This is a genomic window from Fusibacter sp. QWL-12, from assembly GCF_058683495.1.
In genome coordinates this window covers 3,213,590-3,228,500 of sequence record NZ_CM178745.1, presented here as the reverse complement: position 1 = coordinate 3,228,500, position 14,911 = coordinate 3,213,590, and the positions used below count along the sequence as shown (strand labels likewise).

Here is a 14,911-nt window from a genome sequence, read left to right as displayed (position 1 = left end):
AAGTCAACCTCTTTTTTGAATTTTCTGAAATATTTCTTGCTGTTGTAATATTTTTTGAAATGTATCCTTCATTTTTCTCAAATTTTCCATGTGCCCAGAACACCGTCATTCCAATGCTTCCGCACACCACAAATTCACGCAACAAACAAAATATAATGGATTCCAAAACAATCTGCTAATAAACTGTGAACAAATTGCCGCACTTATTGACGTTACTGGGTTAAAGTGCTAAAATATTTCTCGTTAATTGATAATTATTTTCATTTAGGAGGTGGTCATTTGGCAAGAATGAGAGAGCCAAGATTCAAAAAATGTAGAAGACTAAATTTAAACGTAACGGGTCATCCGAAAGCGATGAACCGACAAGGGAATGGACAAGCAAGAGATGCGAAGAAGCTATCTGCTTATGGTATACAGCTACTGGAAAAACAAAGACTTCGCGGCTATTATGAAGTGATGGAAAAACAGTTTAGAAGATATGTAAAGTCCGCTAAAAAGAGCTCAGAACTCACAGGTGAAAAGCTCATAAAGGATCTTGAAACCCGTCTAGACAATCTCGTCTATCGCATGAATTTTGCAAGTTCTATCAGACAAGCCCGTCAAATGGTAGTTCACGGTCATATCCTCGTTAACGGCAAAAAAGTGGATATTCCCTCTTTCGCTGTTAAGGAAGGCGATCAAATTACCCTGAGAGAAAAATCAAGAGATGTCATTACTTTTAAAGAGAACTTGACAGAAAAAGTGGGTTATACTTTACCTTATATTACCTATGATCCTGAAGCGTTCTCTGCAACCTTATCACGATTACCACTTAGAGACGAGATTCCGATCCAAATCGATGACCATCTCGTCGTTGAGTTCTATGCTAAGATGCTATAAGGCTGTCTATGAGTATTCGACCTGACAGCTTCTGGGCTCAAAGAATTGAGCAATATGACATCGACGATTTACTTTTTGGGCGAATTACGGGCAAAGCAGTTACCGAACAGACGATGTTCCTTTATCTGGGTTACTTTGACCATGAAAAGGGATTCGCAAAGCTTGGCTGGAGCAGTCACGCCTCTGTTCACGAATTAGCGGATTATTTGCGTTACGTTCTCGTCCCTACCCTTTATTACAACTGGATTGACGATTTAAGCGACGGTTTTTATATGCCAATGTCTTCCTATGAGGTTTTGAAATCAGAGGTTTATGCCTCTATGCGAACGCCGTACAGAAAGACATTTGAGCTCCCTAAAGTAAGACGCATCAGTCCGATAGATCAGTCAGCCCATCGCTATCTTGATAACCTGATAGAAACGCTTTCAAATGCATCGTCGATTAGCGAAAGTGACTTAAAAGCGAAGCTCGTCCTTCACTTACATGCACTTAATCGCTTTTTTGACGATGAACCTAGGAGAAAGCTAACATTACATCTGTTTGGTTCAGCTTCAGAGGTCTGCACCTTTTTATCTGAGGACTACGGTGAAAATGCAGTGGCGTTTTCAGACGACACTGGGCTAGATTACGCGGAGTTTAAGCACCTATGTCAGTCCGTAACCACTTCAGAGATCGCTGGACACCAGTTTGTTGAGAGACTTAATTTTCATTTTCGATATTGTTTATAAAGTTTAATCAATATTGCACACCATCTAAATAGCACGTAATAATAACTCTCTCCGGAGGACCGGTCCTCGGCTGGTCGCAATCTTCGATTACTGCTCGCCTATGCAACCTAACTGCGTTGTGGAGCCTCCTACAATAGTTATTATTACGTGCTATTTAGATTTGATATTGTGAAATGACTGAATTTGTTATAAATGAAAAGAGAGATCGCAAATATCAATTTGCAGTCTCTCTTATTTTTTTAAATATTCTCTCCCGATGGAGCTGGTACGGGTTTGTTGATTACGGTTGTTTTAGGAGTATTGTTCTCGATGTAGAGCGTACGTGATGGGAAGGCAAATGCAACGCCGAGCGCATCAAATTTTTCTCTAATATCGAAATTAATGGCTTGTTGGATGTCCATAAAAATATTATATTCACCCGTCAATACATAGTAAACCACTTCAAACTTAAGGCTTGAATCGCCATATGACTGAAAATGTGCTCTGTCAAATCGCGTCTGTTCTCTCGCTTCTATGGTTGCCTTGATCACACCTGGTAGCTGTTTAAGCGTCTCAAGTGGCGTGTCATACGTAACCCCTAATGAAAAGACCACTCTTCTCTCCTGCATGGTTTTAAAGTTCTTTAGTCTCGCTGAGGTTAGGTCCTTGTTGGAAAAGACCAATTGCTCACCGCCAAGGCTTCTCAAACGCGTCGTTCTGATACCAATATGCTCAACTGTGCCTAAGAAATCACCAACTATGACGAAATCCCCAAGCTCATATGGTCGATCAAAGAAGATTGTAAAGTAGCTGAAGATGTCCTCAATAATTGCTTGCGAAGCAAATGCAATGGCGATACCACCAACACCAAGACCCGCTATAAGTGCACTTACATCTGGAACGATGTTACTGATCAGAAGAAGTAGTGCAATGGTCCACACGACGAACTTTGACATTTTGATGAGCCATACGATGGCCATGTTTTGGCTTGAATCCACCGTCTTTTTTTCTCTATAGCGATTGAACAGGTATTCAATAAAAGCACTGAGGAGCTTTGCAGAGTAATATACTGCAAACGCCAGTAGGAAGAGCCCTAGCACGTGATTGACTTTATCAGTGATGGTTAAGATGCGAGAGCTCACATAGAGTGCGGCGATATATAAAAACCTAGGTAGGTATTTTCTTACTGCAGGAATAAAAACAGTATCCTCTACCGAAGATCGTTTTATCACCCAGCCAAAGATCCGCTTTAAAAGGACAGACTTCAAAAATAGGATGACGAGTGTTGCGATTACAAAAGCGCCGAGAAACCAAAGGTAGTTTTCTATCGTGTTGTTGAGAATTTTGTAGGTTAATAATTCTTGGATATGAATCCCTCCTCTTTAGATTAGTGATCATTTAAAACTTCTCTCTATAGTATAACGGTATCTATGAACTGCCGTCAAATCCATCTACAAATCCTCACGCCATGCGTTATATGTTTCTACGAACACAATTGGCTGATCAAGGTTAGCACAATGGCCAGCCACATTAATTTGGCGATGGGCAATTACTTCTGAGCGCTGTGCCCAGGCTTGATTGTGCTTTATAACTTCGCCCCTTTCAAACTCACCTGTGAAGAGTAGCATTGGAAATGTATATTGCCAACTACTGATCTGCATCAGCTGATTGGCATTTGAGAATGCACGCATATGCTTTAATCCAAACCCCTCTAAGGCTTTTTGGAAAACTTCTCGTCCCTGCTTCGACTGTGTCGCCTCAGAAGCAATGGCATTTCTAAAGGCTTTGGGTGAAAAGATGAGCTTCAGCATGAGTTTGATCATTTCCTTGTTTTGGAGCTTCAAAAGTGCTTTATTATCCTCAAGTACGGAATACCCCCCTACCAGTGCCAAGCTAAGTATATTTCTTTGTGTCACTGAGCAAAAGTACTGTGCAATTAGAGCACCCAGTGAAACGCCAATAACGTGAACTGACGCTACGCCCTCATCTTCTAAAATTGTCTCCACAAGCATTGGAACCTCTTTAATTAAAAAGGAACTACTCATCTGTCGCTCAATACCATGTCCTGGATAATCCAAAGTGATCATATAATGCGTTTTTGAAAGTGCATCGATTTGTGAATCAAAGATATGATGATCCGCATAAGCTGCATGAAAAAGTAACAACGCTGGGTTTGACGCATCGCCAACTGTAAAATAATTAAAAGCCTCGCCCTTTACTTTAATTTGCTTTAGTGCATATTTTTCATTCATAGTTAACCGCCTCTTCTTCAATAAGTAAGTTCTCTAAGAAAGTCAATGTACTTTCGAAATAACTGAGTCCTAGCTTTAAGGTCTTAAGTTGATAGTGCATAATTTTATCCGCTTCCATCGTAGACGACGCTACTTGTATCAAACTATAAGCATCGATGATCGTCTTTAACGTCTGAATATTCGTTTGTATGAGTACTTTTCGATCATGTTTAGATAAGTGTCCCATAAAGAAGAGTTTATTGGGTAGTTCGTTTTCAAGTTTATCTCGACTTGATTCGGACAGCATCCAGGTTCTAAAATAATGCATACCTTCATCTGTAATACTAAAAATTTTTTTACCTCTATTGGAACTTTCAACTGTCTGCATCTCTATCAAAGATTTTTCTGCCAATCGTTTTAGAGCGTTTTGGATGCTGCCTAAACTCGCACTATAGAAGGGAGAAACCTCTTTTTCAAGTGCTTTCAAAATGTCGTACTGCGATAGGCTTCGGATCATCAGCAAACCTAAAATGATATATTCCATATGCGTCTCCTTTAAAATAAGGACAGCGTTAAATGCTATCCGATTGATTTTTTTAATGATAACTTTGAATGGTTGCTTATGATAAGCACTTTTCAATCAAGAGAAATTTGTAAATGTTTCCGAATATACCTAATAGGTATACTTATAATCTAATTATACCTATTAGGTATATAAAAGTAAAGCGCAAAAAATCCCACACCTTACTTGTGTAAGTCTGTGGGATTTGTATATTACTTATTATTCTTCTTCGCCCTCTTCGTCTTCTTCATCAAATAAAGAATTGAAAGCTTCAGATACGACTTCGTATTCGTCATCGCTAGTAATTTCAGTTAACTCAATAGAACCGTCTTCATAGTCAGTAAAACCATAAAGCAATGCGATTTCTTCTTCTGGATGTAATAAAGCAATATATTCTTTGCCATCTACTTCAAAGATTTCAAGAATTGGACAAACTAATTCTTCGCCGTTTTCAAGTTCTAAAGTTACTGTATGCACATGATTATGCTCGTGATCATGATCGTGATCGTGGTCATGACCGCAGCCACATGCTTGATCATCGTGATCGTGTTTTAATTCAGACATTTTGTCACCTCACTGGATTTTATATCTGATTATACAATGGATTCGTTGAAATGTCGATATCCCAGCGGTTTCGAAATGATAAATTTCTGTTAACTTTTATGACTTGATCTCAAAGGATAATATTACTGTGTTTGAGACTATTAAAATGTTTGTCAGTCATGTATGATAAGAGAGTGAAAATGAACTAGATCCCTTGGTCAAACTAGGGTTCATGATATAAGGAGCAAGTATGCAAACAAATGTTTATTTAAATGCGGTATCAGACGGTCAAACCTACGGGCTTAACGATCAAGTGAAAGCGGACACGATGGGTTGTGAGGGCTGTAGCGCTTGCTGTCAAAGCGTCGGCGACTACATCACCTTAACGCCGTTTGATGTCTACGAAATCAAGCGTGCAACTGGCCTTTCATGGGAAACATTATTGGAAAGGCATCTAACTTTAAAGCTATCTGGTGGCATGGTACAACCATTTCTATCCATGGTCGGTGAAGCTGAAAGCTGTACGTTTCTAAATGAAAATCAGCGATGCTCAATTCACGCCTACCGTCCAAACATCTGTCGTTTATTTCCACTAGGCAGGGTATATGAGGATGAGGATTTTAAATATTTCCTACTTCAAGACGCATGTGTCAAACCTAAACTGGAAAAAATTAAGGTTAAGAAATGGATCGGTATCGAAAACTACACTGAAAATAAAAAGTTCTTACTGGATTGGTATAACGTTTTAAAGGCACTTGCATTTCGTATGAAATTCGTACGTGATCCAGAGGATCAAAAGGCAATGTACGACCTTTTCTTAGACGGTTTCTATACATTTGACACCGACGATTTTTATGAAGAATTTTATAACCGTCTCTCTCATGTGAAAAGCGCATTGGGGATACTCTAGAAATATTAATATATTTAAAATAAAGCAAATGCCACATCAAGCCATTATCTATAGGAATGGCTCGATGTGGCATTTTTTATTCGTGAATGATCATCTCCTGCTTTAATGCTCTTAATCTTCTTCTAATCGGTACACCTAACTTATAGTAAAGTATCACTATCGGCGTCAGCACCAGCGCACAGACGGTATTGATGTTTAAGAACTGATGATTACCATCAGCCAGTCGCCAAACGAGTATTCCCACAACTAGATTGAACAGCATCACGACAACTTCCATAGTAAACATCGTTTTCCAAAATTTGAACACTTTAGAGTAGTGTTTCAGTTGAGACGCTTTGTCTGTATAAAGTTCAAATCCACCCTCTGTTTTTTCCATACGAAGATAAGCCCAGCGCATATATGTGGCAACACATTCGACGCCATTGTCCTCTAAAAATCGAATGTAAGATTGACTTTCTGGATGTTTTGGCACTTCACCTAAGAGCTCAATTCTATATTCATATTTTCCTGGATCGGTCTCTTCAAACGCATATCTACACCATGAGTAATCAGATAGTGCTAACCCTTTAGCAGCCAGTTCGTTTAACCATTTCTCCTCTTTTTCAAAATCCCAGAAGGCTTTCCAAATAATTTGCTTCATCCTAAATCACCCCCAACTTCTGTTTGCCATTTAAAATCAATTCTTCTAGTCGCAAGATTTCTTCTTCAACGACGTTCATCCCTCTCGCTGTAATTCGATACTCCTTCTTACGCGCGTTTTTTTCACCTTCTAGCGCTTCGATCCATCCTTTTTCTAGCAAAGTGTTAATGGCGCCGTATAAGGTTCCTGGACCAAGTGTGACTCGATCATGGCTTAATTCTTTAACGTGTTGCATGATGCCATAACCATGCAGTGGTTGAAACACTGACAAAAGTATGTAGTAAACAGCTTCGGTTAATGCATTTCTCTCTGAACTTTCAGGCATTTGAGTTTCCTCCTATAGCAGTTATATGAGACGTATTTATAAAAACAATCAGGTCTGATTTTATTACGGATACCGTTATTACGTTTAACGATATTACGCATAACGTTATATCGGCTTCCGTAATACAACTATATCGCTTGCCGATATAAATGTCAACAAAAAATTTAAAAAAGCGTTTGATAAATTTTCTTTATCAAAACGCTTTTTGACCGTCTTCTATTTGATTGGCTTTATTGGCATAAGCTCCATATAACCACGCTCACCCAAAGGCTCGAGTTGAATCCGTGGATTGGATTCATCCCATTCATAACCAATGTTTTTAGGATTGTATTTTTGGATGGCTTGCCAAACCGACTCTATTGCTTTGCCATAATCCTCTTCCTCAAACGGTTCACCTTGAAATAAAAGATATTCTGCTTCTGGCAATTCAATTTCATCGAAATCACTTGGCTTAATACCAGTATGATCTAACGGAACTTCAACACCTTGCACATATTTTGATGTATTAGGCTTGATATATGCTTCAGGTAGCCAAAGGCTAACTGGCTCCTCAAAAGGCGTTTTTATGCTTGTAAGTAGTCCCCATATGTCACATCCTACCTCTTCGCAGTAGCCAAAATACTCAGTCGCCTTAACACCTCTCTTGATCCAAACTTTACGTCTAGGTTTATTAATTGTTTTTACAAAAATAGTCTCTGTCTCTTTCATGTTAAACTCCTCTTCTTCTCGATCGTTTTCCACACGGTAAGGAATAAACAGATAAAGGGGCACTGGATGATCCACATAATCGCTTGGGTTTAGACCAAACTCTTTGAAAAAAGCCCTTTGATAACCATCCACACTACCAAATCCCATCTCAAAAGCCACTTCAATAATTTTTTTTTCAGAATCTCTTAAAAGTAGTGCTGATCTTGATAATCGCAGTCTCCGGACATACTCTGCAGGCGTAAATCCAGTAAACTTTTTAAACAAGCGATTGGCATGCCAAGGAGAAAAGTAAGATGCCCTTGCCAGCTCTTCAGGACCGATCTCCTCATCAAGATGCTTTATGATGAAATCTTGCATTCGCTGTACAGCTTCTCTCTGTGCGCCGATAGCTCTCACTCCTTTCACTAACAGTGTAACAAAACGACCGATTTAAAGACTCGACTATTTTTGCTCTGTTTGATTAATACTATTTAAACTTCTCATAAATTTTAACCGACATGACAATTGCCTGTTCCCTAGTCGCCATACCGTATTTTGCAGCTTCCTGTACAGTTGATGAAGCTTTTGGCATAAACATTCCTTGTGAATTACCATTTATAATACCAATTTTCGACATGTACTTTGCAGCATTTATCGCCCATGATGAAATCTCATTTTGATCGGGGAAATCTTTAACCCCTGTAATGCTAAAATCAGCATTTGGTACTATTGCTTTGATCGCATTGAAAAGCATCACTGCACATTGCTCACGATTGATGACTCTAAATGGTGAAAAGGTTGTTGCAGATGTACCTGAGGTTATACCCAGTTGATACGCTTTTAATATTTGTTGATTTTTAGTATCTGTAAACGGATTAGGTGCATATGGGATTCCTGACTTTCCACTTGTTTTTTCATACAATAAAATCGCCAGCTCACAAAACTCCTCTCGAGTAATCGGTGCTGTCAAATCTTGATCCTTTAAAAGATCTGGAATCAATCCTAATTCTAACGCCTTTTGAAGTTCTGTTTCTGCCCAACTACTTGCTTTTGAGTAAAAACTTGGCGTGCCAATTGAAAGCGCATTTGAAGATGGTGAAAAAATATAACCTATTGTGTCGACACCTTCAAAATGATCATAGTAGAAATGAAACATAATGCTATACGTATGTTCTTTGATATCTATGGTTTCAAGATTGCCTTCATCAATGACTTCTATGGTTACCTTGTATCGGTTTGAAAAACCATTAACTTTGGCTTCTTCTGTTTCCAGAACCGTATCTAAGTAGCCACCATTTCCAAATTCTCCCCAAGGATTTGAATCGATCTGAATGGCATATTCGTAAAGTACGTCTCCATCAGCTGGACGTGTCTCTATCAGATCGATGATGCTATCTGGCACATCAAAGACAACTTCTATGTAGGGTACGCCATCATCATCATTCAATAAATTAAGTGCAATTAGCTTTGGTGCTTCCAGCTTGCTTGGTAGTGTATCCACAGCCCAAGCAGAGCTTGTTATTATTGTAACACACAAAAATACAACTAAAAGTAAGCAAATCGTCTTTCTCATTTTCAACCTCCTTATTTCATAAGAACATTTTGTTCTTAGATGATAAGTTTATGATAACGAGGTGAAAAAACTAGAAAAAGCAAAAAAGTGCTCTATTTATGATGAATATTGCTTTGATACTGCTTAGGTGACATACCAAATTTTAATTTAAATAGCTTTGCATAATAACTACTATAGTCCCATCCGCATCTAGAAAACGCCTCGGAGATTGAAATGTTTTCATCTTCTATTAAACATTTTAATCTTTGAAGCTTTATTTCCTGATAAAATGCTAGTGGTGTTATTCCCATTGATTTTTTAAATGCACGAGTAAAATGATACTTGCTTAAGTTGACTGCAGCTGCTGTGGATTCAAGATTAAAGGGTTCTAGGATATGATCCTCAATATAAGCTTTCGCCTTTGATATCTCATTTCTTTCGCAATAAATCCGTTTGTCGATCATCATCACTGCAAAAAAACAGACGTTTCCTCTTATGTCTTTTAAAGGAAAAGCGGTTAGATCTTGATATAGTGCTACCATCTCCATATGCTCGATATCGTATATCTGAGAGACCGTTTCGAGAGGCACTTTAATATCTGTAAATTTAACAGTTTCACCATTTAATACGGCTTTGAGTGGCTGTGCAAGTCCTTTACCACACACTTCAGGATCTTCAAAAACATTGTAATAGCCAATTACTTTTGAAGGATCAATCCCATATTGTTCGATTAATATCGAATTCATGAAAACAGATAATCCAGTAGTTGAATAAACTTGAATCGGATAGGGAAAGGTATCTAAGAACTGTTTAAATTGAGGCTCTTGATCTAAAAAAGAAGCAAATCCAGAATAACTCATATTTCACCTCTTATAATTTATCTACTTATACTATTTTCCTTTATCTTTATCCAAAACTTGGGAACTGTCAAGTTTTTTGAATCAAATCCCAAAACAGCTGTTCCTCAGCAGACGCATCCGTTTCAAACATTCTCTCTAGTATCTGTTCGATAGCCACTTGATCGGTTGACCTATAAAATCCAATCGCACAGTCGCCACCGCCAGCGCCAGAAAACTTAGCCGCGCCTATTTGAGCCATAGTGTTTGAGAAAACAGTATGTTTCTCTGATTCTAACTTTAACCCAAGTTGTTGCTCTAAATCCAATAAGGTCTGTCTTTGACTTTTGATGGCTTCGAAAAAAGTTGACGCATCGTTGTTATGGCACGCCATTTCTAAGGCTTTTACGTTTTCATGTGTCCTCATTAAGAAGGTGTCTATTACCTTTTTATCCTTTTCTGCCATCTGATTAAAGCGCTTGATATAGTCCTTTGTCGATGCTTTTTCACCTGTCCAAAAAACCACACAATTGATGGCATCCGGAAGCTTAAGCGATGTAACATCCCCACCTGACCACTTAGAGTTGACAATCCTATATATATTTTCATAGTAAAGATTTTCATGATTTGCCTCTTGCAGTATACGATTTAAATCCACACTTTCATATAGGATCAAACCACCATATACAGCTGCGGCAATATCAACACCTGAACCGCTTCCCTGAACACGATAATGTGCAAGATATGCCAATTTAAAAAGAAGCGCTTTATTAGATCGAATGCCATGCCATTTGAGTAGTGCTTTAATTACGCCGACAACCACTGCCGCACTAGAACCTAAACCTAAAGAGACTTTCTCTGAGTTAGATAATTCACTTGCAAGTGTGATTTTTAAATGCGCTGTGGGCTCATTCGTGATCTTGGGTTTTATTGAGCCTTTCGAACTTATTGGATTTATTAACTTCATTGGCACAGATGTCTTTTTAAGATCTGTCTCTGTTGTCGTAAGAACATTCCTTTTCATTATCTGTCTAATATAAGCCATTGCAGTTCTAATGGCTTCATCGATAAAGCCATCACCTAAGGCATCGAAGTAAAGCTTGACATCAGTATCTTTTGAGTAGACATAGCTTTTCTCTTCATCTGAATGTGAAATCGCCACCGTCAGCGTCCGGTTAGTGGCTGCAACGATGGCGATTTGATTGGGGTAGAGAATCGCATATTCGCCTGAAAGTATTAGTTTTCCGGGTACTTTAAACTGCATTCATCCTCCAAATTTTAAAATAGTTTTGTCAGTATCCAAGGTGCTGCATATAGCGTCATAAACATTACGCCATAGCTTACACCAGCTCGGTGTAATGCACCTGAGAACAAACCGATGACAAAAACACCTACGATATTGGTCATGCCACCGTCCATATAGGCGAGCAACAACACCAAAGCCATAAACAAAGCAATTAGTGATTCATGTGGGATATATTTAAATACGATGATACTAATCTGTCTTGAAAATCTAACTGCAATGTAAAATGTGACAATCGTAGCAATAATTGCGCCGATCAGTGTAGCAGTTACAAATTCTGGATAGCTGAGTAAGTGATGCAAGTTGTTCTCTAAGGTTAATACGGGAGGTGCATTGAACAGTGGATTAGCAGGACCAATTGCCATTGGCGAAAGCGGTAAACCGATGGCCAATAGTGGAATTAATGTACCTGAAATATAAGTTCCCTGTGCCAATGCCTCCATTGCACTTAGCGCGACACCAGCTTTTTTAATTGGATTCTTTTCCTTTGAAGCGACCAGCTCACCTAAAAATACAGTTAATCCAACGGGACTCAAAATAAACAAGAACGATCCAATCGCTGAAGCCAGTGCACTTAAACCCATTTCTTTTTTTGATAATATCTTAAATGGATTAGGATAGCCTTTCATTTTTTGATTTGCCGATAGCGTTATGACATGCTTATCATTAACCTGTTTGCTTTTTCTTAAATTCGGGTTTAAAAGCTCTAATAGTGACAACATCGCAGGACCAATAGTAATCGCTAAAAAAATGGATATAAATACTGTTTTCCCCTCTGGGACTGCACCTGTTGCAGTATACAGCGTTCGCATACCTTGAATGAGCAATGCCATTGGAAAAATACTGATTAAGGATACAATCTTTTTTTGACTGAGTAAAGCCAAGAACAAACTTCCCACAAAAAAGATCAAACCACTGCTGTTTTTAATCACATCTGCAAAAGGAACGATTGCGCTTGCAAGGATTAAACTAATCGGAATAGATACTATGGTTCCCACGACGGCACCTGCTGCAATCTTTTGGATGCTGATGTCCGTCTTGCCTTCCGCCTTTAACACGAGCGCATGTGGTACAAGTGGTGTCGACATGACACCTGCTGGGATGCCTGCAACAGATACTGGAACTGCATCGATCAGTTTACATGCAATAATCGCTGCTATAAAGAAAGCGAGAACGACAGCAGGATGAATCCCTGCTAAAATCAGTACAAGGGTTACAGGTGCTAAGGTCGCTGTTTCATCTGCGCCAGGAATTGCACCCACTATCGTATAGATTGCGGTTGCTGCAAGTGAGGCGATACACATTTGTATAATTAAAATTAATGACATTTCATTATTCCTCTTTATTTTCTTGAGATTCAAGTACAAGCTGTCGTTTTGGTTTAATAACCAAGCTAGAAACGACAAAACCAACGAGTGCCCCTGCTAAAGATATGAAAAGTGGCAAGGGTGCAGTCTTTGGCGCAAAATAATAGCCAATTGCAGTAAAACTAATGGTTATAAATAATGCAATTAATAAATCCGTAAATTGGATCAAATCATCCCATATTTCGTTATAGGCTTTTATATTCTCATTTGTGTTTTCATTTTTATTATCATAATTCATTGTATTGTTATTATTAGTGTTCTTATTAGTATTATTATTTTTGATGCTGTTATTATCATTAATGCAGTTTATCATCTGAATTTTCCTTTCACTCTATCAGGGATGCACCTTTTCCAATGCCACAAATTTCTACTGATTCAACAGTAGAGAGCTGCAAAAGCGCATTCTTAACTTTTTCTGTTTCTGATTTCTGACATAGGATTTTAACATTTGGTCCTGCATCTATCGTAAAATAGGCTTCAATCCCTTCTTGTCTCATCCTTTGAACTAAGTTGATGATTTCTAATGTACCGCTAGTAAAATAAATGACGCTAGGCCACGCACTCATCATTGTCGCATGCATTTTAAGTGCATTGTGTTCAACCACTTCACCTAAGCTGGTAAAATCTTTCGCTTTAATTGCATGAATCGCCTGCATAATATCCCCATCTACAGACTCGAGCCACCCCTTATACAAAGGTGAGGTTTCAACCGTTTGCTTCATGCCCATTCGACTTGATATGGACTTTTTGTCCGTTGAAACCACCGCTGATATAACCTCAATCGGCCACTCATATACCTCATCAATAAGAGACTCACTGTAGCTATCCTCACCATTAAAAAGCTGCCCTCGATGCCAAAGCACAAATCCACCAAATATAGAACGTGATGCAGAACCAGATCCTCTTCTCGCAAGAATCGATAGCTCTTTTGGTGTCAATTTCATACCATACGCGGTTGAAGCCGCAAGTGCTAGCGCAGCATACCCTGATGCAGAGGAAGCAAAGCCCGCTGCAGTTGGCACGTGATTGATTGACTCGACTTTAGCAAAGTATGGATTACCGCTCATCTCTCTAATGAGATTTAGAAATCTTACTAAATTTTGATGTGATATATCATCGATTTCATTTTGATCGATTAAAATCTGATCGTTACTAAAGAGAGGATCAACCCAAACCTCCGTTTCAGTAAAATAACGATCTAAAGTCATGGATAGACTGCTGTTCATGGGTAGTAAAAGCGTTTCATCTCTTTTGCCCCAATATTTTATGAGAGCTATATTTGTGTTTGCTCTCGCTTTTGAATAATTTAACATCTTTAAATTTTCCTCATATAGCCCTAAAATTCAGTAATTCCAGATTTGGAAATGCAAAAGCCATAGCTCTTATATGCTCCCTGATTCAGTAAAGATTGTTTCACAGTATTTGCAGCTTCTAAGGTGTCACATAATGCAATCATCGCACCGCCAACACCTTTTCCAGTTAGTTTTGCGCCAAGTGCACCAGAACTTATCGCTGTAGAGACTAAGTGATCAAGTGCAGGAGAGCTCACACCATATTTTATAAGCAACTGGTGATTGTCATTCATAGCTTCGCCCAATGCTTTTAGATTGCCAAAATTTAACGCAACAAGCATCTTACTGACCACAGCATCAAAGTCATTTAGTCCATACAAATAATTGTCCTCTCTATTCTGATTAAGCGTCTGTGCAAATTTCTCTACTACCTTTTTGGTCATTACTTCTATTCCAGTTAGCCCTGTAACAAAATAATAAGTACCCACAATAGGTACCTTTTTGAATTGAAACGGTTTATTGGGGTTTGATATGTTCCTCTTAAATACAATAGGTGCATTTTCTGAAGTTGCGATCATATCCATCCCACTTGGGTTCCCATGTGCATAACACTCTGCGATATGAACCGCTTGATAAAGCAAGTCCTGTGGGACATTACCCTTATAGAATTTAAACACCGCTGTAGCGATTGCGTTTGCAACTGCTGCACTCGAACCAAGTCCTGAACGAATGGGTATATCAGACAATATCTCTATATTTAGTGCCCTATCCATTTTAGGAACATGGCACAGCTTTTGAATCTGCTGAATCATTCTAAAATAGCCATCCAACAAACTTGATGGTTCCCGATCATTCCCAACTACAAGTTTGGAACGAATCCATGTATGATCACTTTCCTCATTTTTAGCTACTTTTGCTATGACACTTAATGGTACTGGTAGAACGACAGCCGGTGTTCCGTATACCACACTGTGTTCACCACCGAGAATCAACTTCGCATGTGCTTTACCCTCTGAATGGTTTGTATAAGCTCGTTTTATCTGTTCCACAAGCCACCTCTTCTTTGTACTTTATGTT

Annotated in this window: 17 protein-coding genes; 3 read left to right on the top strand and 14 right to left on the bottom strand. The window is 38.7% G+C overall.

What is annotated here, in order from left to right:
- Positions 1-279: 279 nt before the first annotated feature.
- Together rpsD and AC4PID_RS15530 are read left to right on the top strand one after the other, a co-directional pair.
- A complete protein-coding gene (gene rpsD, locus AC4PID_RS15535; protein ID WP_492132899.1) occupies positions 280-879 on the top strand; it encodes a 30S ribosomal protein S4 in 600 nt (199 codons plus the stop codon).
- 8 nt (positions 880-887) lie between these two features.
- Positions 888-1,607, top strand: coding sequence for a hypothetical protein (locus tag AC4PID_RS15530; RefSeq protein WP_492132898.1), 720 nt, complete (start codon positions 888-890; stop codon positions 1,605-1,607).
- A 239-nt stretch (positions 1,608-1,846) separates the two neighbouring features.
- Here the strand turns inward: AC4PID_RS15530 and AC4PID_RS15525 are convergent, their stop codons facing one another.
- The 4 genes from AC4PID_RS15525 to AC4PID_RS15510 form a co-directional block, all read right to left on the bottom strand.
- Complete coding sequence (locus AC4PID_RS15525) at positions 1,847-2,854, bottom strand: mechanosensitive ion channel family protein (protein WP_492132897.1); 1,008 nt, start codon at positions 2,852-2,854, stop codon at positions 1,847-1,849.
- A gap of 183 nt (positions 2,855-3,037) precedes the next feature.
- Positions 3,038-3,838, bottom strand: coding sequence for an alpha/beta fold hydrolase (locus AC4PID_RS15520; RefSeq protein ID WP_492132896.1), 801 nt, complete (start codon positions 3,836-3,838; stop codon positions 3,038-3,040).
- Entirely contained in the window at positions 3,831-4,361 is a 531-nt protein-coding gene (locus AC4PID_RS15515) for a PadR family transcriptional regulator (RefSeq protein ID WP_492132895.1), read from the bottom strand. The genes AC4PID_RS15520 and AC4PID_RS15515 overlap by 8 nt, the downstream gene beginning before the upstream one ends.
- Positions 4,362-4,598: 237 nt before the next feature.
- The gene (locus AC4PID_RS15510; RefSeq protein WP_492132894.1) at positions 4,599-4,943 is read right to left on the bottom strand and encodes a DUF1292 domain-containing protein; all 345 of its coding nucleotides are present in this window, start codon (positions 4,941-4,943) and stop codon (positions 4,599-4,601) included.
- A gap of 229 nt (positions 4,944-5,172) precedes the next feature.
- Between AC4PID_RS15510 and AC4PID_RS15505 the strand changes: the two genes are divergently transcribed.
- A complete protein-coding gene (locus AC4PID_RS15505; RefSeq protein ID WP_492132893.1) occupies positions 5,173-5,832 on the top strand; it encodes a YkgJ family cysteine cluster protein in 660 nt (219 codons plus the stop codon).
- Between the two features lie 76 nt (positions 5,833-5,908).
- Here the strand turns inward: AC4PID_RS15505 and AC4PID_RS15500 are convergent, their stop codons facing one another.
- The 10 genes from AC4PID_RS15500 to mvk form a co-directional block, all read right to left on the bottom strand.
- Positions 5,909-6,472 carry a DUF2812 domain-containing protein gene (locus AC4PID_RS15500; protein ID WP_492132892.1) on the bottom strand — a complete coding sequence of 188 codons (564 nt, stop codon included), beginning with the start codon at positions 6,470-6,472 and terminating at the stop codon, positions 5,909-5,911.
- 1 nt (position 6,473) lies between these two features.
- The gene (locus AC4PID_RS15495; protein WP_492132891.1) at positions 6,474-6,797 is read right to left on the bottom strand and encodes a PadR family transcriptional regulator; all 324 of its coding nucleotides are present in this window, start codon (positions 6,795-6,797) and stop codon (positions 6,474-6,476) included.
- Between the two features lie 216 nt (positions 6,798-7,013).
- Positions 7,014-7,910, bottom strand: coding sequence for a helix-turn-helix domain-containing protein (locus AC4PID_RS15490; RefSeq protein WP_492132890.1), 897 nt, complete (start codon positions 7,908-7,910; stop codon positions 7,014-7,016).
- Positions 7,911-7,971: 61 nt separating this feature from the next.
- Complete coding sequence (locus AC4PID_RS15485) at positions 7,972-9,057, bottom strand: S-layer homology domain-containing protein (protein ID WP_492132889.1); 1,086 nt, start codon at positions 9,055-9,057, stop codon at positions 7,972-7,974.
- A gap of 92 nt (positions 9,058-9,149) precedes the next feature.
- Complete coding sequence (locus AC4PID_RS15480; RefSeq protein ID WP_492132888.1) at positions 9,150-9,896, bottom strand: helix-turn-helix transcriptional regulator; 747 nt, start codon at positions 9,894-9,896, stop codon at positions 9,150-9,152.
- 67 nt (positions 9,897-9,963) lie between these two features.
- Positions 9,964-11,136 carry a phosphomevalonate kinase gene (locus tag AC4PID_RS15475; RefSeq protein WP_492132887.1) on the bottom strand — a complete coding sequence of 391 codons (1,173 nt, stop codon included), beginning with the start codon at positions 11,134-11,136 and terminating at the stop codon, positions 9,964-9,966.
- Between the two features lie 14 nt (positions 11,137-11,150).
- A complete protein-coding gene (locus tag AC4PID_RS15470) occupies positions 11,151-12,503 on the bottom strand; it encodes a tripartite tricarboxylate transporter permease (RefSeq protein ID WP_492132886.1) in 1,353 nt (450 codons plus the stop codon).
- A 4-nt stretch (positions 12,504-12,507) separates the two neighbouring features.
- Positions 12,508-12,780, bottom strand: a complete 273-nt coding sequence (locus AC4PID_RS15465; RefSeq protein ID WP_492132885.1) for a hypothetical protein — start codon at positions 12,778-12,780, stop codon at positions 12,508-12,510.
- An 88-nt stretch (positions 12,781-12,868) separates the two neighbouring features.
- Positions 12,869-13,855, bottom strand: coding sequence for a diphosphomevalonate decarboxylase (mvaD, locus tag AC4PID_RS15460; RefSeq protein WP_492132884.1), 987 nt, complete (start codon positions 13,853-13,855; stop codon positions 12,869-12,871).
- A gap of 23 nt (positions 13,856-13,878) precedes the next feature.
- A complete protein-coding gene (mvk, locus tag AC4PID_RS15455) occupies positions 13,879-14,883 on the bottom strand; it encodes a mevalonate kinase (protein ID WP_492132883.1) in 1,005 nt (334 codons plus the stop codon).
- Between the last annotated feature and the right edge of the window lie 28 nt (positions 14,884-14,911).

What these genes read in the sequence shown, in the direction of transcription:
- AC4PID_RS15470 (WP_492132886.1), bottom strand. Translation starts at nt 12,503, where the DNA reads ATGTCATTAATTTTAATTATACAAATGTGTATCGCCTCACTTGCAGCA.
- AC4PID_RS15515 (WP_492132895.1), bottom strand. Translation starts at nt 4,361, where the DNA reads ATGGAATATATCATTTTAGGTTTGCTGATGATCCGAAGCCTATCGCAG.
- AC4PID_RS15530 (WP_492132898.1), top strand. Translation starts at nt 888, where the DNA reads ATGAGTATTCGACCTGACAGCTTCTGGGCTCAAAGAATTGAGCAATAT.
- AC4PID_RS15500 (WP_492132892.1), bottom strand. Translation starts at nt 6,472, where the DNA reads ATGAAGCAAATTATTTGGAAAGCCTTCTGGGATTTTGAAAAAGAGGAG.
- AC4PID_RS15495 (WP_492132891.1), bottom strand. Translation starts at nt 6,797, where the DNA reads ATGCCTGAAAGTTCAGAGAGAAATGCATTAACCGAAGCTGTTTACTAC.
- AC4PID_RS15505 (WP_492132893.1), top strand. Translation starts at nt 5,173, where the DNA reads ATGCAAACAAATGTTTATTTAAATGCGGTATCAGACGGTCAAACCTAC.
- AC4PID_RS15520 (WP_492132896.1), bottom strand. Translation starts at nt 3,838, where the DNA reads ATGAATGAAAAATATGCACTAAAGCAAATTAAAGTAAAGGGCGAGGCT.
- mvaD (WP_492132884.1), bottom strand. Translation starts at nt 13,855, where the DNA reads ATGTTAAATTATTCAAAAGCGAGAGCAAACACAAATATAGCTCTCATA.
- AC4PID_RS15485 (WP_492132889.1), bottom strand. Translation starts at nt 9,057, where the DNA reads ATGAGAAAGACGATTTGCTTACTTTTAGTTGTATTTTTGTGTGTTACA.
- AC4PID_RS15475 (WP_492132887.1), bottom strand. Translation starts at nt 11,136, where the DNA reads ATGCAGTTTAAAGTACCCGGAAAACTAATACTTTCAGGCGAATATGCG.
- AC4PID_RS15510 (WP_492132894.1), bottom strand. Translation starts at nt 4,943, where the DNA reads ATGTCTGAATTAAAACACGATCACGATGATCAAGCATGTGGCTGCGGT.
- AC4PID_RS15480 (WP_492132888.1), bottom strand. Translation starts at nt 9,896, where the DNA reads ATGAGTTATTCTGGATTTGCTTCTTTTTTAGATCAAGAGCCTCAATTT.
- AC4PID_RS15465 (WP_492132885.1), bottom strand. Translation starts at nt 12,780, where the DNA reads ATGAATTATGATAATAAAAATGAAAACACAAATGAGAATATAAAAGCC.